The 19,262-nt window shown below is 48.4% G+C and carries 16 protein-coding genes; 9 read left to right on the plus strand and 7 right to left on the minus strand.

Translation table 11 applies throughout. The annotated features are described in order from the left end of the window. Nucleotides 1-167 precede the first annotated feature (167 nt). The 5 genes from MNO13_RS01110 to MNO13_RS01130 all read left to right on the plus strand — a co-directional run bounded on the left by MNO13_RS01110 (nucleotide 168) and on the right by MNO13_RS01130 (nucleotide 6,822). The gene (locus MNO13_RS01110) at nucleotides 168-2,393 is read left to right on the plus strand and encodes a type VI secretion system Vgr family protein (protein WP_241939440.1); all 2,226 of its coding nucleotides are present in this window, start codon (nucleotides 168-170) and stop codon (nucleotides 2,391-2,393) included. Between the two features lie 24 nt (nucleotides 2,394-2,417). Next, complete coding sequence (locus MNO13_RS01115; RefSeq protein WP_241939441.1) at nucleotides 2,418-4,757, plus strand: VgrG-related protein; 2,340 nt, start codon at nucleotides 2,418-2,420, stop codon at nucleotides 4,755-4,757. Next, nucleotides 4,741-5,538, plus strand: a complete 798-nt coding sequence (locus tag MNO13_RS01120; protein ID WP_133522129.1) for a tetratricopeptide repeat protein — start codon at nucleotides 4,741-4,743, stop codon at nucleotides 5,536-5,538. Before MNO13_RS01115 ends, MNO13_RS01120 begins: the two co-directional genes overlap by 17 nt. A gap of 126 nt (nucleotides 5,539-5,664) precedes the next feature. After that, nucleotides 5,665-5,928: a hypothetical protein gene (locus MNO13_RS01125; RefSeq protein WP_133522128.1), complete on the plus strand. Its 264-nt coding sequence runs from the start codon at nucleotides 5,665-5,667 to the stop codon at nucleotides 5,926-5,928. A 549-nt stretch (nucleotides 5,929-6,477) separates the two neighbouring features. After that, on the plus strand, nucleotides 6,478-6,822 hold the full coding sequence (locus tag MNO13_RS01130) for a hypothetical protein (RefSeq protein ID WP_133522127.1): 345 nt from the start codon (nucleotides 6,478-6,480) through the stop codon (nucleotides 6,820-6,822). 170 nt (nucleotides 6,823-6,992) lie between these two features. Here MNO13_RS01130 and MNO13_RS01135 read toward each other — a convergent pair whose 3' ends face one another. The 4 genes from MNO13_RS01135 to MNO13_RS01150 form a co-directional block, all read right to left on the minus strand. Beyond that, on the minus strand, nucleotides 6,993-10,115 hold the full coding sequence (locus tag MNO13_RS01135; protein ID WP_121814730.1) for an efflux RND transporter permease subunit: 3,123 nt from the start codon (nucleotides 10,113-10,115) through the stop codon (nucleotides 6,993-6,995). Between the two features lie 10 nt (nucleotides 10,116-10,125). Continuing rightward, complete coding sequence (locus MNO13_RS01140; RefSeq protein WP_064542604.1) at nucleotides 10,126-11,247, minus strand: efflux RND transporter periplasmic adaptor subunit; 1,122 nt, start codon at nucleotides 11,245-11,247, stop codon at nucleotides 10,126-10,128. Further along, complete coding sequence (locus tag MNO13_RS01145) at nucleotides 11,244-12,512, minus strand: TolC family protein (RefSeq protein ID WP_064542606.1); 1,269 nt, start codon at nucleotides 12,510-12,512, stop codon at nucleotides 11,244-11,246. Before MNO13_RS01145 ends, MNO13_RS01140 begins: the two co-directional genes overlap by 4 nt. A 63-nt stretch (nucleotides 12,513-12,575) precedes the next feature. Then, nucleotides 12,576-12,848 (minus strand): YdgH/BhsA/McbA family protein, encoded by a 273-nt coding sequence (locus tag MNO13_RS01150; RefSeq protein WP_064542609.1) that lies wholly within the window; start codon nucleotides 12,846-12,848, stop codon nucleotides 12,576-12,578. A gap of 411 nt (nucleotides 12,849-13,259) precedes the next feature. Here MNO13_RS01150 and MNO13_RS01155 point away from each other — a divergent pair, with 411 nt between their 5' ends. Then, nucleotides 13,260-13,532, plus strand: coding sequence for a YdgH/BhsA/McbA-like domain containing protein (locus MNO13_RS01155; protein WP_064542612.1), 273 nt, complete (start codon nucleotides 13,260-13,262; stop codon nucleotides 13,530-13,532). 137 nt (nucleotides 13,533-13,669) lie between these two features. Next, nucleotides 13,670-14,089, plus strand: a complete 420-nt coding sequence (gene zntR, locus MNO13_RS01160; protein WP_064542615.1) for a Zn(2+)-responsive transcriptional regulator — start codon at nucleotides 13,670-13,672, stop codon at nucleotides 14,087-14,089. Nucleotides 14,090-14,184: 95 nt separating this feature from the next. Here the strand turns inward: zntR and uspF are convergent, their stop codons facing one another. The 3 genes from uspF to MNO13_RS01175 form a co-directional block, all read right to left on the minus strand. Then, nucleotides 14,185-14,619 (minus strand): universal stress protein UspF, encoded by a 435-nt coding sequence (gene uspF / locus MNO13_RS01165; RefSeq protein WP_241939442.1) that lies wholly within the window; start codon nucleotides 14,617-14,619, stop codon nucleotides 14,185-14,187. 189 nt (nucleotides 14,620-14,808) lie between these two features. After that, nucleotides 14,809-15,099, minus strand: coding sequence for an HTH-type transcriptional regulator (locus tag MNO13_RS01170; RefSeq protein ID WP_064542621.1), 291 nt, complete (start codon nucleotides 15,097-15,099; stop codon nucleotides 14,809-14,811). Between the two features lie 258 nt (nucleotides 15,100-15,357). After that, nucleotides 15,358-16,740 (minus strand): MFS transporter, encoded by a 1,383-nt coding sequence (locus MNO13_RS01175; RefSeq protein ID WP_241939443.1) that lies wholly within the window; start codon nucleotides 16,738-16,740, stop codon nucleotides 15,358-15,360. Nucleotides 16,741-17,184: 444 nt separating this feature from the next. Between MNO13_RS01175 and MNO13_RS01180 the strand changes: the two genes are divergently transcribed. Both MNO13_RS01180 and MNO13_RS01185 read left to right on the plus strand, forming a co-directional pair. Continuing rightward, nucleotides 17,185-17,895: a DUF3053 domain-containing protein gene (locus MNO13_RS01180; RefSeq protein WP_064542628.1), complete on the plus strand. Its 711-nt coding sequence runs from the start codon at nucleotides 17,185-17,187 to the stop codon at nucleotides 17,893-17,895. An 812-nt stretch (nucleotides 17,896-18,707) separates the two neighbouring features. Continuing rightward, nucleotides 18,708-18,869, plus strand: coding sequence for a hypothetical protein (locus tag MNO13_RS01185; RefSeq protein ID WP_241940107.1), 162 nt, complete (start codon nucleotides 18,708-18,710; stop codon nucleotides 18,867-18,869). The last annotated feature ends 393 nt before the right edge of the window (nucleotides 18,870-19,262 follow it).

Raw genomic sequence — 19,262 nt, forward strand, 5'->3', positions numbered from 1 at the left:
TAACCAATTAAACTATTGATATTTAATTGTTTTATTTAGGATTTATTTGATTTTCAGCCTGAAGAATTGATGGCTATCACATTATAAAAAACCAGACCTATTATTCTCCTTCACCTGTTAACGATGTTTATCATTTGTCCGGCATTCTGTCGGCCCAGGGAAGGATCATGTCATTAAAAGGACTGCGTTTCACACTGGAGGTGGAAGGGCTGGAGCCGGACACCTTTGCGGTGGTGAGCTTTCGCCTGCTGCAGCATAACTCCGCTGCATTTGTCCTCGATGCTGACGTCGCCAGTAAGTCTTTCCGCCAGACGGCTGACCCGTTGCTGGAGAAAAACGTCACCCTGACGCTCTGGCAGGGGCAGAAAGTCCTGCGCCATGTCAGCGGCATTATTGCCACCTTCGGCATGAGCGAGCACAACGGCTGGCAGATGCAGTACACCCTGCGTATTCATCCTCCCCTGTGGCGCTGCGGTCTGCGCCAGAACTTCCGCATCTTCCAGCAGCAGGATATTCAGACCATCACCGCCACGTTGCTGGCAGAAAACGGCGTCACCAACTGGACGTCGGTGTTTTATGAATCCCATCCGGCCCGCGAGTTCTGCGCCCAGTACGGGGAAAGTGACTTCGCTTTTTTATCCAGACTGTGGGCCGAAGAAGGCATTTTCTTCTTTGACGACGTCTCCCCGGAAGGGGGGCAGCGGCTGATGCTGACTGATGATGTGACCGGCCTGCGCAGGCGGCAGGATGCGTTTCCCTTTAACCCGAATGTGTCGACAGGCGCCACCACGGAGCACATCAGTGTGTTTCGTCACGAAGCGGGCATTGCGCCATCATCGGTCACCAGCCTGGATTACACCTTTAAGATGCCGGACTGGCCGGGGGGCTATCGCCATAAAGCACAGAGCCTGAATGGCCAGCGCTCGCAGTATGAAGTTCTGGATTATCCGGGGCGTTTTAAGGATGAACAGCACGGCGAAGATTTCACCCGCTATAAACTGGACGCCTGGCATAACCAGGCCGAAACCGCCACCGGCACCAGCAATTCTCCGGCGCTGTCGCCTGGCGTGCGTTTCCCCCTTTCCGGCCACCCGATAAAAAGCCACAACCGGCAATGGCAGGTCATCAGCAGTGCGATGACCGGGGAACAGCCACAGGCCCTGCACGGCAGTCGCGGCGAGGGGACCACCCTCACCAACCGGTTTGTGGCCATACCGGGAGACCGCACCTGGCGCCCGAATCGCCCGCAGAAACCAAAGGTCGATGGCCCGCAGAGTGCGGTGGTCACCGGCCCGCCGGGGGAGGAGATTTTCTGCGACGAACACGGGCGGGTGCGGGTGAAATTCCGCTGGGACCGTTATCACGGCGAAACAGAAGACAGCTCGTGCTGGATACGGGTGTCGCAGGCGTGGGCCGGTGCCGGGTTCGGTCACCTGGCGATACCGCGTGTCGGCCAGGAAGTGATAGTCGATTTCCTCAACGGCGACCCGGACCAGCCCATCGTGATGGGGCGTACGTATCATGAAAATAACCGCTCGCCGGGTAGTCTGCCGTGGACGAAAACCCAGATGACCCTGCGCTCAAAAACCTATAAGGGCAGCGGATTTAACGAACTGAAATTCGACGATGCGACAGCTAATGAGCAGGTGTATCTCCATGCGCAGAAAAACATGGACACCGAGGTGCTCAATAACCGCACCACTGATGTGAAGGTCAACCACACGGAAACCATCGGCAACAACCAGAAAATCATCGTCGGGCTGGGGCAGACGGTGAAGGTCGGCAAAGAGAATGCCGGCGGGCATGACCAGAACATCACCGTGGCGCACGACCGCAGTATCACGGTACGCAATGACCAGACCCTGAAAGTCACCCGTGACCACACCGTGAATACCGGCCGTGATGACGCGCTGACTGTGGCAAATGACCGCAAAGTAACAGTCGACGGCAGCCAGGCGCATAAAACCACGAAAGACCACCTCAGCCTGGTGGAAGGTAACCACAGCCTGGAGGTCAAAGGCGACCTGGCCCAGAAAGTGGCGGGTGCGCTGGGCGCGGATGCACAGGGCGATATCGTGCTGCAGAGCAATACGAAAATCACGCTGCGGGTGGGAAGTTCGTTTGTGGTGATACACCCCGGCGGCGTGGATATCAGCGGGCTGAAAATCAACCTTAACAGCGGCGGCAGACCGGGGGATCCGGTGCTGACGCAACTGCCGGCGGTGTTGAGTGCGCTGGCAGGTGAGGGAGATGCACCCGTTGAGCCGCCGCAGGATGGTGAAAGGAGCAGCGGTTACGGAAGTGGTGGAGGCGGCTCGGGAAATGGAGAGGGGCCAGAGGAACCGGACGAGCCGGAAAGTGAAGAGTCCGGCGTTTGGTTTTTCTTTTCATAATCGCATAAGAGCAGGGAGAGTAAGATGAAAATGGTATTACCCGTTGACGGATATCGTTCGGCCAGGGAGTTAATGGAGGCCATGCAAGGTACGCAAGGTGATACGTACTGGCTGCTGAAACCCGGTGAATACTGGCATGGAGGTATTCACTTTTATGATGGTTTTGCGGATAACGCTGTCTACAATCCGGAAAGTCATGGGCTGAAATGCATGACTGATGGGCAGGTAGTGGCCTGGCGTCTGAATGATGCTTACCAGACTGCTAAGTACGGTACGGAATCACTGAAATTTAGCTCGACGTTTGTGCTCGTTAAATCCACCTGCATTCCGGACAACAATAAACCCGAGAACGCTCTGGAGTTTTACACCCTGTGGGTGCAGATAGCACCGCTTTCTGAATACGGTGCAGAATCCCCCACAGCCACAGTTACTGCCAGTTCGCTTAAAGTTCGCGAGGATAATCCGGCTGAAGGCTGGGTGCGTGCCGGTCTACCGGACGGAAATGTTGCTGATGCTGGTCGCAACTATGAGGCTCCCCTGGACACCGAAACCACTTTGCCACGCGGAAGTGTCGTTGAGATTGAGGAGGAAGCGACGTTCCTGCTTAATAATCAACCGGCCCCCTTCATGTTTGTTCGGGTTAAATCTGTGCCGGACGGGAAAGAATCCGGACTGGCAGCAGGTGGATCAGGATGGGTCTCCGGTCTGGATAAATACGTCAGGCGCGGTGCCAGCAGCCTGCCTGCGTGGATGCAAAGGGCCCGTGAGCATGGTGTATTTAACCAGGCCGTATCTGGCGAAAGCATCGAAGTAAAAGCCGGTGAAGTGATAGGTCATCTGAGTTATCACGAGCGTCCTGAGGCGGGTTCGCAGTATTTCTGTCATCTGGAGGTCTTCAGCCAGGATTCACGTATGGGGGATTTTCTGGCGAATAAAGCAGGCGTGACGAGTGGTGCAGCAGAATTGCATACGCTGGCGGGTAAGAAGCTGTGGAAGTACAACGAAGAGAGTGCGGCATTTGAGGTGGCGGGTGTTGGCGGGGTGACCCTTTTTTCGAAAGCAGAACGGCTCACAACAGAAAGCGAGTGCCAGAGTAAAGAATCAAACGGAAAAACCTGGTACGAGATTCCCGCAGAGTCGGCATGGATGTCAGCAGATGATGTGGAGAAGGTGAGTCAGTTTGACCTTGAGAAACGAGGTTTTATCCGGCTGGAGCAGAATGAGGAACCTCAGAGTCTCTTCCAGACCCCGGAAGAAGGATGGCTGCGTCAGACGTTTGGTCGGCTGGAAGAGCTGACCCGAAGTGATGCCGATGACACCTATTCGTCGGGAGATGCTGAAAGCTATAAGAAGTTACTTCAGCAGATGGATATGAATCAGGATGGTTTGATAGATACCAACGAGTTATGGCGGTACCTGCATAATAATCAGGCAGATATACAATATCAGGTACAACGTCTGGTGGTGAAGCATCACAGTGAATGGCTGAAGGATGGTATGTCGGCGTTGTGGCAGGCGGCTCTGGATGAACAGGAAAAAAGCTACCCTGAACTGGCATTGTATAATAAGGAGTACGTTAACAAGCTGGTGTGGATGAAGGATGTGCCGGAAATCCGCAGCAGTGAAGCCTTGTGGCATATGCATCCGGTGGTGTTTTTGTCATGTATTAAAAATGAACGTCGTCGAAGAGATTACGATTTAGGGTCATTATCATCAATATATGAAACCGGAGGTCGGGGGCCTTTAACTGTATCTGGCGGACATGGGGATGCCGGTGGTGTTTCCTACGGTTCTTACCAAATGACAAGCCAAGTAAAAATTACAGTTCGTGGTATAGAGAGAATAATAATTGGTGGCACGGTTAAAAAATTTGTCAATGATGATTCTTTTATATGGAGGAATGAATTTACCGATTTAACTCCAGGTTCTGCAGATTTTACATCAAAATGGAGAACGGTTGTAACTAGAGAGGGTGATGCATTCAAAGTAATTGAGCATGAATTTATCAGGAAAACTCACTTTGATAAATTAGTAGATTATACTCTTGAAGAAACCGAAGTGGATGTTAGATATCATTCGCACACTCTCAATGATGTCGTGTGGTCTACATCAGTGCAGCATGGGCCAGAAAATAATGTCATTATCAATGCTATTAAGTCACTGGGTGGAACAGCTTCAGAAACAAGAGATTATGATAGAAATCTTATTATTGCCATTTATACCGAAAGAGGGAAGAAAAAAACGGATGGAAATCTTGTGTACTTTTCTCGAAATTTACCAGAGGTACAGACCGGTGTAAGTGCTAGGTTTGTAAGTGAAAAATCTGAAGCTTTAGGGAGGTTAGATAATGAAGTGGGTTATTAGTGTTTTTTTATTTTTGATTTTTTCTTATGCAAATTCTAGTGTTGTTATATATAAAAGCACTACAACTCTTCTTGGCTTGGAAAAATCTGGCCAAAGAGATTTAATATCATCGACTTTGCTTGGTGGAAGTATTGAGTCTGGGAGTTCATCTCCTGCAGATTGTGTAGTAAAATTTAAACTAAAGAAAATTCCTGAAGGGTTTTCTGCTTCTTTACTACCATTTTATTCTGATACTATGGGGTATTCTGAAAAAGAACAGGGCAGTGCATTATTCGAAATTAATAGAAGTGACAGAAGTCACATTATGCTAATTTCGGAGGGATTAGATGTTTGTCCAATAGGCAGTAATTTTTCCGGAGACTATGAGGTAATATATAAAAATGTTTTTGGTTACAATGATTATTTCGATGAGTTAATTAAGATTAATTATTTCAATGCATTGAGGTTTTTCAAGGTGCATAATGTGTCCTCTGCAGTCAACTCGCTTGAGCCATACATGGTTGAGTCCTTGGTTAATAATTATTATAATGTTGACATTTATAACGACTATGGTTTTTTTTTACAGCAAAATAATATGCCAGACGAAGCTGTGAAGTATTTAACTGTTGTAATTAATAGAAGCCCAGGCAGAATTCCCGCCTATTTGAACCTGGCTGATTCATATTGGGATGCTGGAAATAGAGCAGAAGCGAAAGTGAAATATAAAAAATATGTTGAACTAATGCAGGGGCTTGGGCAAAGCAAAAAGATACCTCAAAGGGCAATTGACAGGACGCTGTGATTTCTTGAAGTGTATTCGAATCTGGCAAAGTATAATATGGTGTATATTAACAAGCTGGTGTGGTTGAAGGATGTGCCGGAGATCCGCAGCAGTGAAGCCTTGTGACATATGCATCCGGTGGTGTTTTTGGATACTTTGAGCAATATTTATGTTCCAGTTACACCCATTAATGGAAAATTGGAGCCTCTGGATTTTATAATTTTCTATAAAGGGGACACGATAGATGACTCTGACTATCAGTCAGCGGTTATGAGCTTATCTTGTGAAGTTGCTGCTATAAAAGCAGTTGCTCAAAGTGAGACTGGTAATTCCTGGAGTTACTTCAAATTTCAAAATGATGATGATTATGTCTCAGCTATTCTCTTAGAAAGGCATCGCTTCAGTAAATAAGGGGGCATATGATATCCCAATCAGATATTTCTAATCCTGGCGCAAGATGAGTATTTTTCTTGCAATACTATCAAAGGGGTTGCAACCTTGAGTATGGCAAATAATCGGTTAATTTATAGGATGGCAGGGGATAAAGGCAGGCTTGAATTTAGCTCAAACTCGCCTGCATACAGTAAATTTCGCTATAATCATTACTCTCGCTTCCAAACTGATTATTTGGAGGTAAGTTTTATTAATGGTGAATGTAAATATTCCATATTTAGTAAATGCGAAGATAACAAAGAAGAATAGGGGGCTGTATTCAATGTGAAATTAAATAATGAGTACAGATACAATTTTATCAAAACAAAGACTGATAACTTGAGTGATTTAGCCAGTAAATTACAGTGTGATAAAGAAAATGCCCTTGGCTGTCAGTAAAATGCATGACTATGAGTTTATTTGCTACAGAAAATATTCAAAATACTGTTAGTATTATAGAGTGTAGGGCATACAACAGATTCAAATTTTGCAAATAAAGTGATTAGTATGATGAGAGGGCGGGTGACGATGAAGACTCTATTGCTTTTATTTTTTTTAGTATGTTCATTTTCTTCGTGGGGAGAGTGTCATGATATTAATTCTCGTGCAGAAATATACCAAAACGTCATCTCTACATCTGAGTCAGGTTATGTTGTGAGTGATAATGCTCGAGTTTATTTCTATAGTGCTCCTGATGAGAGATGTAAGATAAAAGACCTTTTTATAATTCACGGGGATTTAGTTGATGTTTATTCAGAATACAAAGGATTTTTATCTGTTATATTTTTCAAAAAAAATGGAGAGACTGTAGATGGATGGGTTCATTCGAGTTCAATAAAACCTACTGGAACAGGAATTGGCCCAAGGGAATAATTTTGAATCATCAAGCATGCTAAGGAAATAACGCCAGTAGTGTATATTCTTCGGGTGATACTGAAAGCTATTGCAGGTTGCGGATATTTCTCTGCTGCAATAAGCGTTTAGCGGTTATAAAAATTAACGGGGAATATCGTAAGATATTCCCCGTTGTTATTTGTTGCTAGTTATTGAGCATCCAGTTCCTTTTGGGCAGCAGCATTGCGCTTCATATGCCAGTTCTCCGTCATTTCATACAGCAGCGGCAGCAAGAATAATGTCAGAGCTGTGGACGTTAATAATCCTCCGACCACCACCGTCGCTAATGGACGCTGTACTTCGGCACCGACGCCGCTGGAAAGCAGCATTGGGATCAGCCCCAGTATCGCGACCGTCGCAGTAATCAATACTGGACGCAGACGCTGAACCGCACCCAGTCGGACAGCATCGCGGATACTGGCTCCTTGTTGTCTCAGTTCGTTAAAGAATGACACCATCACAATCCCGTTGAGCATTGAGACACCAAAGACGGCAATAAATCCGACCGAGGAAGGGACCGACATATATTGTCCGCTCAGGAACAGGGAAAGAATTCCTCCCGTCATGGCAAACGGAACGTTCGCGATGATGAGTGTGGCATGTCGCAGAGTTCCGAATGCGGTGTAGAGCAGAATAAAGATCAGCCCAATGGTCAGCGGCAGAATCACAGACAGTTTGCCCATCGCGCGTTGCTGATTTTCAAAGGCTCCACCCCAGGTGCTCCAGTATCCCTCCGGTAGCGGGTTGTTTTTCTCAATGGCCTGGCTGGCTTCCTTCACAAAGCCGTCAATATCACGCCCTTCAACTTCCATCTGTAGCACGACGTAACGTTGTAGCCCTTCCCGGCGCAGGAAGGCGTACCCTTCAGCCAGCTCAATATCCGCAACCTGCGACAGCGAAATCAGTTGGCCTGACGCCCCACGTAGCGGGATGGCACTGATAGCTGAAACAGACTCCCGGTAAGGCGCGCTAAATCGGGTCACCAGATCAAAACGAGCGGTTCCTTCGATGATGCTTGAGATGCTCGCACCGCCAATACCGGACTCCACCACATCCATGATGTCGCTGGTATTGATGCCATAACCCGCCGCTTTTTCACGATCGACGCGGATAATCACCTGGGGTTTACCCTTGCTGGACTCCGTTGAAAGTTCTTCTACGCCCGGGATTTTATTCAGTGTGGCCTGGATTTGCTGGCTCAGGGAATCTAGTGTGGCGCTATCTGGCCCATAAATTTTCAGGGCCAGAGTGGCGCGGATCCCCGAAATCAGTTCATCGACACGCATCTGAATCGGCTGTGTTGCACTGAACAATGCCCCTGGATGTTTTTCTTCAAGAACCGCCTGGATGTTACGGGCCAGTTGGTCATAAGAAATGTCTTCAGGCCAGTTTTCCCGCGGGTTCATCGTCAACAAAACCTCCATTGAATTGACGTCTGCGGTTTCGCCTTTTTCGGCACGTCCAATGGTGGCGACCACATCTTTCACTTCAGGGAACTGGCCACGAATATCATCAGAAACTTTGCGCGAGAGTGCCAGCGTACTGTCCAGTGATGTGGATGGAATGGAAGTGATCCTGAACATCAGGCTGCCTTCCTGTAATTGGGGCATAAAGCTTTTCCCCAAAAATGGAAACAGTGCCAGGGAAAACAAAAACGCGGTCAGCGCGATGCTTATTGTCGCTTTCCTGCGTGATAACACTTTGTTCAGTAACGGTTGGTAGCCTGCAGTAATCCATCTGACTATGCGGGTTTCATTTTCATGTGCGGGCTTGAGCAACAGCGACGACAGCACAGGTACGATGGTCAGCGAGAGAATTAACGACCCCAGCATCGCGAAAATAATCGTCAGTGCCATCGGGCGGAACAGCTTGCCTTCAAGACCATCGAGCGTTAGCAGCGGAGTAAAGACCACGACGATAATTAAAATCGCAAAGGCCACCGGTATCGCCACTTCCCTGGCGGCTTCCTGGATTTGCAGCGCGAAGCTGTTTTTCGCGCCACTGGCATGATTGAGCGCCAGTCTTCGATGGATATTCTCCACCATGACCACTGCACCATCCACCATCATGCCGGTACCGATAGCCAGACCTGCCAGCGACATCAGGTTTGCTGACAAGCCGAATTGTTGCATCAGAATAAAGGCTATCAGCATGGAGCCGGGCAGAGTGATAATCACAATCAGCGCTGAACGGAGTTCCCCGAGGAACAAAAACAGGACAATGGCAACCAGCAAAGCTCCTTCCAGCAGCGCGCTTTGTGCCGTTTTCAGCGCCAGATCAACCAGGTTTGTTCGATCATAAACTGTTTTCAGCGTGACACCTTCAGGCAGCAGTGAATTCACCACTGTTGAGATTTTGTCCTTTACACCATTAACGACATCACTGGCATTTTCGTTAATGCGCGACAGAACCATCCCCATGACGACTTCCTGCCCATTTTGGGTGACCGCACCTGCACGAACGGCTGGTGTGAACTCCACTTTGGCGATATCCCGAATATAGACCGGGTGGTTACCGGCACTTGTGATGCGCAGACCTGCAATATCGGAAAGACTTTCCAGCTGGCCATAACCCCGAACCAGATACTGTTCCTCACCGATGTTGACGCTTTGCCCACCGGCCTGGCGGTTATTCCCTGCAAGCACCGGGAGCACGTCAGCCAACGTGATGCTGTACAGCGCCATTTTTTCCGGATCGAGGGTGACCTGATACTGTTTTTCATTCCCGCCCCATGAAACCACATCATCCACACCTGGCACCGTTTTCAGGATCATCCTGATGGTCCATTCCTGGAGTGAACGTAATTCCATGGTGCTGAGGCCGGAATTACCCGCATCCAGGGTATACCAGAAAACTTGCCCCAGTCCGGAGGAGTTGGCTCCCAGCACTGGCGGGCTGTACCCCGCCGGGAGCGAGTCCCCGATCTCCTGAAGTTTTTCACTGACCCACTGGCGAGCAAGATAAATATCCGTGTTGTCTTTAAAATTGATACTGATGTAGGAAAGGCCCGCCAATGACATTGAACGGATTTGTTCCACATTGGGTAACCCGGCCATATTGCTTTCTACCGGAACGGTGAACAGCTTTTCAATATCTTCGGCGGCCAGGCCAGAAGCTTCTGTATAGACATTCACCTGCACCGGCGTCACATCGGGGAAGGCGTCCACGGGGACGCTTCGGAATGCCATGACGCCATAGCCGACAACGGCCATAAACAACACAATGATCAGCAGCTTGTATTTCAGAGATAGGTTTATCAACGAACCGAGCATGTGTGTCTCCTTAGTGCCCGCCAGCCGTTTCTGCGATAAGCAGTCGGGATTTCAGATCGTAAGTCTGGTTAACAACCACACGGTCCCCGGGCTTCAGCCCACTGGTAATTTCTGTCCTGTCCAGACCCTTTTTCCCGGTCGTAACCTGGACGGGTTGATATTTATTTTCACCATTTGCGACAAATACCGACGACTTGCCATCCATCAGTGTTAATGCAGAGTCCGGTACGCTGATGACTGGCTTAGGGGGGTTATAACGGACATAAGCGGTGACCTGCATTTCCGGTTTCAGACGTCCATCCTCGTTATTGACGGCAATATAGGTCGCAAGGGTGCGGGATGAGGAATCAAGGGTGCCGGCAGTACTCACAATCTGACCGGAAAATGTTTCGTCGGGCCAGGCACTGGCCTGAATACGCACCGTGGCTCCTGGCTCGAGGAAACGAACCTGAGATTCCGGCACATTGGCAGTAATCAGTACGGTGCTCAGATCACTGAGGGTAAACAGAACGTCTGCGGGGGTGACGGCTTGCTCCTGGCGGGCCGTTGTGGTCAGAACGGTGCCGCTGAAGGGGGCGGTAATTGTCGACAGCGAAGCTGATTTACCGTTGGAGCCGAATAATGTTTGTCGGGCCTGCGCCGCATCAAACTCGGCTTTTGCTTGCTGGTAAGCAAGCGTCGCAGCAGTCAGATCGTTGCGAGGGATTATCTCTTCTGCCATCATTTTTTGTTTACGCTTGAGCAGTTCAGAGGCGGCATTGAGTGCTGCCCTGGCCTGCTTAACGACATTGTTTTCATCACGAAGCTGTATGCTGTCCAGGGTCGCGAGAGTGTCTCCTTTACTCACTTTTTTACCCGGAAGAGCATTAACAGAAGTGATCCAGCCGTTTATCCGCGAAGAAATGGTAGCTGAACGTTGGGGATCTAACTGGATGGTGGCCAGCGCTCGAAACTCGTTGGTCATCGGGGCAGGGCCGATAGTTTCGAGCAGGACTTCCTTCGGAGTAGACACAGTCTCCGCTTCTTCTGAATCGTCGGGTGATGCACTGACTGCTGGGGAAAAGAAACCTACAAAAACAATAAAATACAGTGCGGATGGCAAACGGCGGTACTGCGCATTATTCTGAGTCATGGGAGCTCCTGTCCACTCCAGTTAGCGATATTTTCTAGTTTCAGACGCGTTGTCTGGTACTCGAGAAGTGTGTCTAGCCTGGTGCGTTGGGCATTCAGGATCTGTTGGCTGGTCAGCAAAACATCTGGCAGGCTGCTTTGCCCATTTTCCTGTGCCAGCAGGGTGAGCTGTTTGTTCATGTCTGTAGCTGGCAGGACCTGTTGATTGAGGATCCGTACCCTGTCTTTCAGGTTGTTCAGCTTGTCCCATTGATTTTTAAGAGTTTGCTGTTGTTCATTCTTAGCGGTGTTGATGGCCAGACGTGAACGCGTCACCGCGGTGGTCGCCTGCCCGATACCCGCCTCGTTTCGCTGAAATAGTGGAAGCGGTACGGAAATCGATAAGGTGGTCAGATCTTCACGGCTGTCATCCGGCCCATCCTGCGAATAGCTGACGCCAAGGGTGACATCCGGGATCCGAGCTGCTTTCTGGAGTTCCAGCTCAGCAATGGCACTTTTCTCCTGCCATTCCAGCGCCGCGAGTTTAGGGCTCTTTTCTAGCCGCGACCCCAGAGAAGCGTAGGTATAGGGGAGGGGTTTGGCGGTTGTGTCGAAATCCCCTTTCATTTCAGGTATCGCGTCTTCAGAGGTCAGCAAAAAACGCGCAAGTTCGTTGCGGGTGTCCTTTAAGTCTTGTTGGGCGGTTAGTAACTGGTTATTGGCAAGCTGGCGCTCAATGGTGGCAACGTTGTTATCCAGGCGGGTGGCACTACCTGACTGCCGTTGCCGGGACACCACAAGTTCTGCTCGAGAAAACAACTCAACGGCCTCTCTTTCCAGACGGACTTTTTCCTGCAAAGTCACAATCTGGTAGAACAGCGTTGATGTGGTCAGCAATACCTGATTTCGCGTATCCAGCGACTCCTCCCGGAAGGCACTCATGGCGAATTGAGCTGATTCCTGTCGGTATCCTTGTTGCCCCGCAATTTCAAATGTCTGGGAAACACCCGCGCCCCATTCAGTTTGTTGAATATTGTCAGGGTTACCCGCCACAGAACGTCTTTTTCCGCTATTCCCATCGATGACCGGATTGTTAAATAACAGCGCGTCAGCGGATTCTGAGCCTCCTATTAGTGAGCTCAATTGCGCTTGCTGATCGGGTGAGCTGATATTATTTTTGAGTGCATATTGTTGAAGTTCAGAAAGGGTAGGAGGAACCGTTGTTGCTGCCAGAGCAATGCTTCCCGGAGCAATAAAAATAAACAGTGTCAGCGTCCAGATTCGCATATCTCTCTCCTGGTAAGAACAGACATCCCATATCGGTGATGCCGGTGATTAAATAAAATAGAGTTACTGGGATTTATAAAGCACCGCATTTGCACTCCATTTACTGCTATCACCAGGGGTGGTTAGTCTTACAATCGAAAAGTAATCTGCTCCAGATTCTTCAGCTCGTGTTTTTATCGCGGCAACCGCTTCTTCTGAAGACGGTTTACCAGAAACTGAAATGTGACCTATTTCCTGATAAGCCTTTGCTTCATTGTTTTTAATTTCTGTCGCCGAAGAAGCGGAGAAGGAAATAGAAAATAACAACATGGTTAACGCAGCAGTTTTACGAATCATAATGCATCCTTTTCAGGTCATGATGGAGGTAAGCATAATGATAGCCATCTGAACCAACTCCAGATTCAATATAAAAGTCGTGTATTTACCTGGCTTTACATTTTCTGAATGTAGAAAGTGTGTTTATTGTTGAGTAAGCAAGTATGAGAATTAAGTAAACCAAAGGTTTTCACAGGGTTTATGAAGGGTGTTGTTGTTTAAAGTGTTTAAAAATAATGTGTTAGAGTTATTTATGATTGTTGTGTAGTCATATTTATAATGAAGATTCTCCATAATTGTCATGATTGTGAAAATTAAGTTAAATATAAATAATATGCTATTGAAACTAAAGTTAACTCCAATGTTATGGTGAAAAAACAGCGAACTGCTGCACATTTAAAAATAAATAATCATATCGTAAGGAAAGAGAATATGTTCAAGAAAATAATGCTAACCACTGCCGTCATCACTTCCGTGATATCACTCCCTTCATTTGCTGCTACAGAAATCTCATGGGATGAAACCAGCAAGTACGTTCATGTTGGTGATATTTCTGTCGGGGGTAAATATTTTTCACCCGATGATGCTAAATCTAATATTAATATGAAGGCGGCTGAAGCCGGGGCTGATTATTATTATGTTAGCCGATTCACGCGTGGTAATACGGGGTTTGGGGCTAATGCAGTGTTATATAAAGAAAAATAACAGTTAAAGTAAACGGGGGCCGTTAATACCTGGTCCCCTTTTACTCTTCATTTTTTACTATCAAATTAAACCCCCACTTTCTTTATAGAAAGTGTGCGGATAACTGCTGGCATCAGATATATAAGGAAAATAATGATATGTACCGCATCGGGGAATTAGCAAAGTTGACGGGTGTAACACCTGATACGATTAGGTATTACGAAAAGCAACATTTAATGAACCATAATATCCGTACCGAAGGTGGTTTTCGTCTGTATGTGGAAAATGACCTACAACGACTACGGTTTATTCGTTATGCCCGCAACCTGGGATTTACCCTGGATTCGATTCGGCATCTACTTGCTATTCGAATCGAACCCAATGATGACGGTTGCCATAATTCCAAAAATATTGTCCAGGCACGGTTGAATGAAGTTGAAGCGCGTCTTGAAGAGCTCCAGGCTATGCAGCGTTCATTGCGAGATTTAAATGATATTTGCTGCGATAGCGATCACTGCATCACTTATTGCACGATTCTTGAAGCCCTTGAACAAGGTGCTGAAGGCGGTAAGTCTTGAGTGTTGTAGGGTGGATGAGCGATAGCGTCATCCACCCTTTGCGCCAGTTTTGTCGCTTATCCGGCCGACGAAGAGGTTTGAGGCTGCTGCTCCGTTCAGCGAACAACCAGTACCGAGCACTCGGCGTGACGCACCACTGCCGCAGAGTTTGAACCAAGAAGATAAGTGGACATACTCGGTCTGTGGGACGCCAGAATAATCACATCCGCGTCAATATCTTCGGCCAACTGCAGGATATGATCTTTCGGTGTGCCGCTCAGCACGTGCTTTTTCACTCTGTCGCCAGGTAAGCTGAACTGCGCGACAATCTCGCTCAGCGTTTTCATGGCGGCCACTTCCCGTTCTCTGGCATCGGGCGCAATCGACGTGTAACCCAGGCCGTAAGAGGCAAAATAGGTATAGTCAGGGATGACTGCCAGGAAGTGGATCGTGGCGTCGTCTTGTCTGGCATAAGCTTCCACATGCGGAATGACTTGTCGCGTCAGCTCCATTTCAGAAATATCGATAGGAACCAGGATTTTCTTAGACATACAACCTCCTTTTGTTTTCTCGTAAATAACCCTCTTTAAGTTATGGATTAGATTTGTTATTTGAGGAGTGATACAGGTCCGGTTTTTTGAGATTGCCGCTTCGTTTCATACTATTTTAGTAGCTTCCAGAAACAACAAACCCCGCGTTAACGGGGTTTTGATTAAGGCATTAGGGTACAAAGTACTTAATCATTCCATCAATTGCTTACTGATAGTGGGATTCGCCTGCATTAAGCGCATCAACTTCAGTTCGGTCGTGGAGGGTCTGAGTCGTTTTGATTCCCACTCCTGCACCATGGCAACACTCACACCCATCGCACGGGCAAAATCATCAATCTTAAGCCCGGTACTTTTTCTTAACTGCTCAAACTCAGAAAATGCATTGGGCTTATCATTAAGAGCCATCGTTTGTTGTTTATCTTTAAAAACAATCTGCTCAAGGTTACTTAGTAGCTCATACATTGGATCTTTATATTCCATCGAGTACTCCTCATAAATCACACAATGGATAGTGAACACGTAAGAAGCTCATTAAGAATAGTTCGAAAAAAAGTGTGACGATGCTTTCGAGGCTAACTATTTTTAAACATAAAGGGGCTTATGCGTTTCAGCAAAAAACCTAAGCGGCATAACGAATTGAAAACGCTGCGTACCTGGGGAATGAGTATAAATTTGTAAATGGTTAGATATTTTATGCAAAAGGGCGGGACTAGCCCGCCGCAGTTGAAAGATTTTCCATCATGCTTTTTGCGTAACTTTATCTAGCTCATGGTTTTCTGCACGGTTTTCACCAGGAGTACGCTGGCCTGCCCAGGATTTCACCAGCAGCGCGGTGGCTGAAAGTATTGCCGGAATCGCCAGCAGCATGAAGATGGTTTTGAACGACAGTTCAGCCTGCATCAGGAATGCGCCACTAAACGCTCCAAGGATCCCGCCGAAACGCCCGAGCCCTAACATCCACGCAACGCCGGTTGCACGCCCCTGGGTTGGATAGAAACCTGCCGCCAGTGCTGGCATTGAAGATTGCGCGCCGTTCATAATCGTCCCGGCGATAAACACCATCACGCCCATCAGCACCAGGCTTGAAGTGGAGAAGCCCACCAGGCAGACGAACAGCCCGGTCAGCAAATAACCGACTGCGACGACTTTGTTCGGGTTCAACTTATCCATCAACGCGCCAATAATTAGCACGCCAATGCCACCACCGAGTGGGAACAGCGCCGTGATAATCGACGCCTGGCTAAGTGTTGCGCCTGTTTCACGAATCAGCAGCGGCAGCCAGCTGGTCAGGAGATAGAAAATCAGCAAGCCCATGAAATAAGTCAGGCACAGCATTAATGTCCCTACCAGATAACGTGGCGAGAAAATTACGCCCAACGCGGTTTTATCTTTGATGTGTCCGCCGACTTCGTTGAGCACAAAGCACAGGTTTTCACCTGATGGAAGTGGCGCGATGCGTCGCAAAATAGTGGCGATATCTTTCTGTGGTTTGTTTTTTACCACCAGGTATCGTGCTGATTCCGGCAGCCAAATCATCAGTACCACCGAAAGAATCAGTGGCATTACACCGCCCAGAACCAGCACGCTTTGCCATCCGTAATGTGGGATCATCCAGGCGGAGACAAAGCCGCCCATTGACGAGCCAATCGGGAAGCCAACAAACATCAGGTTCACCAATAAAGCGCGTTTACGTTCCGGAGCGTATTCCGACATTAATGTTGCTGCGTTTGGCATGGCCGCGCCCAGGCCCAGACCTGTGAGGAAGCGCAGTAAGGCGAGGGATGTCAGACTGGTGGCAAAGGCTGTCAGAAGGCTGAAACCGCCAAACACCAGAATCGAAAGTACCAGCACTTTTTTACGCCCAATGCGGTCAGCCATCGGCCCTGCGGTTAATGCACCGACCGCCAACCCAACCAGTGCGGCACTCATTACCGGGCCGAGGTCAGATTTCTGCACGCCCCATTCCTGTACCAGGTCGGAGGCGATAAAACCAATAATCGCGGTATCGAACCCGTCCAGCGCGACTGTGATGAAACACAGCACGAGAATCATCCACTGGAATTTGGAAAACCGATTGTTGTTTATAAATGCCTGAATATCAGTTGTTGTTGTCTTTGTCATAAGGCAAGTCCTGAAGGATGCTGAGGTGTTCGATTATCGAACAAAGATTCGTTAATCGTTCGTTAAATCAAACCACTCAACAGGCAGTTGGGCAATCATCCCACGGGTGTTTGTGTGCGATTATCGTACTGATTCGGCGGGCGGCGTCGGGCGTTGAAAAATAAACGCTTTAGTATTAATAGCTTAAAAGTGGTTCAACGCAGGTGTCATGTCATCGGATTTGTGAGGGGTGTAACAATTAAGCAACATTAGTTCGCGAAGAGGTGGAACAACCATCAAAGATTAAGCGCTAACTCCGCGTCAAAAGCCGCTATTAATCGTACAAATTTGCCTTAAGAGATTAGCCGTAAAGGGTATCTTGCAAAGGCTGGTTGGACTATCCTTAGCAGCATTATTGGGTACGCATTTGCGCTTTGGCACTGAATGATGAAAGGAGTAGAAAAGATGGCGACAGGTAAGTCCTGGTCACGCTGGTTTGCGCCGCTTGCGGCAATTTTAATGGTGGTGAGCCTGAGTGGTTGCTTTGATAAAGAAGGCGATCAGCGCAAGGCGTTTATCGATTTCTTGCAAAATACGGCGATGCGCAGCGGTGAACGTTTACCGACGCTGACTACCGATCAGAAAAAGCAATTTGGCCCTCTGGTTTCTGATTACGCGATTCTGTATGGCTTCTCCCAACAGATGAACCAGGTTATGGACGATGGCATGAAGCCGGTCGCCGATAGCGTAAACAGTATTCGTGTGCCGCAAGATTATATGACCCAGAGCGGTCCACTGCGTCAGGCAAATGGCTCACTTAACGTATTAGGTCAGCAAGTACAGAATGCCAAAATGCAGGCAGACAGCGCTCGCTCCACCCTGAAGCAAGCCGACGAACTGAAACCCGTTTACGATCAGGTATATCAGAAAGTGGTTACGGGCCCGGCAGCGGCGATGGCTCCACTGATTCCTGCGGCACAAACCTTTACTGCTCAACTGGTGCAAGTGGGTGATTTCATCCAGCAGCAGGGAACTCAGGTTGGTTTTACCGCAGGCGGCATTCAGTTCCCAACCTCACAGCAGGCAAGCCAGTACAACTCGCTGATTGCTCCGCTGGCATCACAGCATCAGGCATTTATGCAGGCGTACTCGGCTGCACAAAGCTCCATGCAGTAATGGTGATTTCCCCCGCTTAATGGCTGTCTCTTATACACAACTCGCCCTGGCAATCTTGTCGGGGCGAGATCTGTAAGCCCCGCAGGTTTTCCGTTCACCCGTGCGTTCAGTTATCTCTTTAATTCCCGAAAACGGTGAACGTATTAAGGAGTTAACGCCAACTCCTTAATAATCCAGGCGCCCGGCAAATCAATCGCCGCTAAAGCGGTAAACACCGTTTTTCACCCAACATTCGGGGTCGTTCGCGATTCGTTCCAGACGATCGCTCTCTCACGTGGTTCCCGACCACGTGACCCCGACTGAAGGGTAAAAAACGGCGCGATTGAAGCCGGGGACAAGGTCAAAACCGCTCTGGCTTTTGACTTTGAATTTCGGATCCGGCTTAAATCGCCTCCATTTTGACTCCTGGTGGCAGGGTCCAGCCGTCGGGAACGGCTGGAGGGCGCGATCGTCTGGAACGAATCGCAACCGACCCTGACACGGAGGCAAAATGGAGGTTTACCGCTTGCGGCGATTTATTTGCCGGGAGTCAGGGTTCTTAGGGTGGCGACGGTGGCCACCCTAAGACGTTCACCGGTTCTGTGGCGACATAAGTACTCAATCGCCTGGTGAACGGAACCTTCTTCGGCTCGACAGGAACCGGCCCTCAAAGTTGTGACTAAGAGACAGCGCTTAATGACGGGGGATGCTTCCCTCTTTTAGTCGTCCCATTCCTTCTAATTTCACGTCGCGTGTACAAATTTGTCATAAATATGACACCGCCTGACGCTGTTCATAAACTCATCATTAACTGTCAGTAATGAGAAATACTCATGCCAAATACAATGTCCCAAAAGACCGCCCGTGAAGGGTTAAGCAACCCTGAGCTGTTTGAAGGCGGAGTATTCGTTACCAGGAATGGTGTTGCGGAACTCTTCGTCCAGACCGCAGCAGAACGTCAGCTAGAAGAGGCCGACCCAACCGATATCGGATAAACGCTACGCTGGCAGACAAAGGTGTCAGAATTCGTGAATGGCTGGGTGTGGAAAATGAGTATCGTTGTTTTTATGACCATAACAATCATGATGAAATCAGTATTTTACTCTACGCAAGCATGAAGGAAGATTTTGAATCGGCTTTGTATCGCCATTCAGTTATTTACTAAATAGAGCGATGCTTCAGGCGCTCAGCCCAGAGGCGGCCTGAGCTCCAGCCCTGTGGACGGCTAAAATAAACCTTGTCATTCACCGTGGTTATATGAGTTAATGCATTCATCGGTTTGAAGCACAGAACCTTTAAGCAGTTTAGTAGCGCAGTCCTCAAAGAGTTATCATAGATACCCTTCGACGTGATCTACCTTCCTTTATCGCTTTAAAAAATCTGTAAAA

Origin of the sequence: Buttiauxella ferragutiae (assembly GCF_022637515.1) — a bacterium.
GTDB classification, from domain to species: Bacteria; Pseudomonadota; Gammaproteobacteria; order Enterobacterales; family Enterobacteriaceae; genus Buttiauxella; species Buttiauxella ferragutiae.

Coding starts and splice junctions, on each gene's coding strand:
- MNO13_RS01110 (WP_241939440.1), top strand. CDS start 168: ATGTCATTAAAAGGACTGCGTTTCACACTGGAGGTGGAAGGGCTGGAG.
- MNO13_RS01115 (WP_241939441.1), top strand. CDS start 2,418: ATGAAAATGGTATTACCCGTTGACGGATATCGTTCGGCCAGGGAGTTA.
- MNO13_RS01120 (WP_133522129.1), top strand. CDS start 4,741: ATGAAGTGGGTTATTAGTGTTTTTTTATTTTTGATTTTTTCTTATGCA.
- MNO13_RS01130 (WP_133522127.1), top strand. CDS start 6,478: ATGAAGACTCTATTGCTTTTATTTTTTTTAGTATGTTCATTTTCTTCG.
- MNO13_RS01135 (WP_121814730.1), bottom strand. CDS start 10,115: ATGCTCGGTTCGTTGATAAACCTATCTCTGAAATACAAGCTGCTGATC.
- MNO13_RS01140 (WP_064542604.1), bottom strand. CDS start 11,247: ATGACTCAGAATAATGCGCAGTACCGCCGTTTGCCATCCGCACTGTAT.
- MNO13_RS01145 (WP_064542606.1), bottom strand. CDS start 12,512: ATGCGAATCTGGACGCTGACACTGTTTATTTTTATTGCTCCGGGAAGC.
- MNO13_RS01150 (WP_064542609.1), bottom strand. CDS start 12,848: ATGATTCGTAAAACTGCTGCGTTAACCATGTTGTTATTTTCTATTTCC.
- MNO13_RS01155 (WP_064542612.1), top strand. CDS start 13,260: ATGTTCAAGAAAATAATGCTAACCACTGCCGTCATCACTTCCGTGATA.
- zntR (WP_064542615.1), top strand. CDS start 13,670: ATGTACCGCATCGGGGAATTAGCAAAGTTGACGGGTGTAACACCTGAT.
- uspF (WP_241939442.1), bottom strand. CDS start 14,619: ATGTCTAAGAAAATCCTGGTTCCTATCGATATTTCTGAAATGGAGCTG.
- MNO13_RS01170 (WP_064542621.1), bottom strand. CDS start 15,099: ATGGAATATAAAGATCCAATGTATGAGCTACTAAGTAACCTTGAGCAG.
- MNO13_RS01175 (WP_241939443.1), bottom strand. CDS start 16,740: ATGACAAAGACAACAACAACTGATATTCAGGCATTTATAAACAACAAT.
- MNO13_RS01180 (WP_064542628.1), top strand. CDS start 17,185: ATGGCGACAGGTAAGTCCTGGTCACGCTGGTTTGCGCCGCTTGCGGCA.
- MNO13_RS01185 (WP_241940107.1), top strand. CDS start 18,708: ATGCCAAATACAATGTCCCAAAAGACCGCCCGTGAAGGGTTAAGCAAC.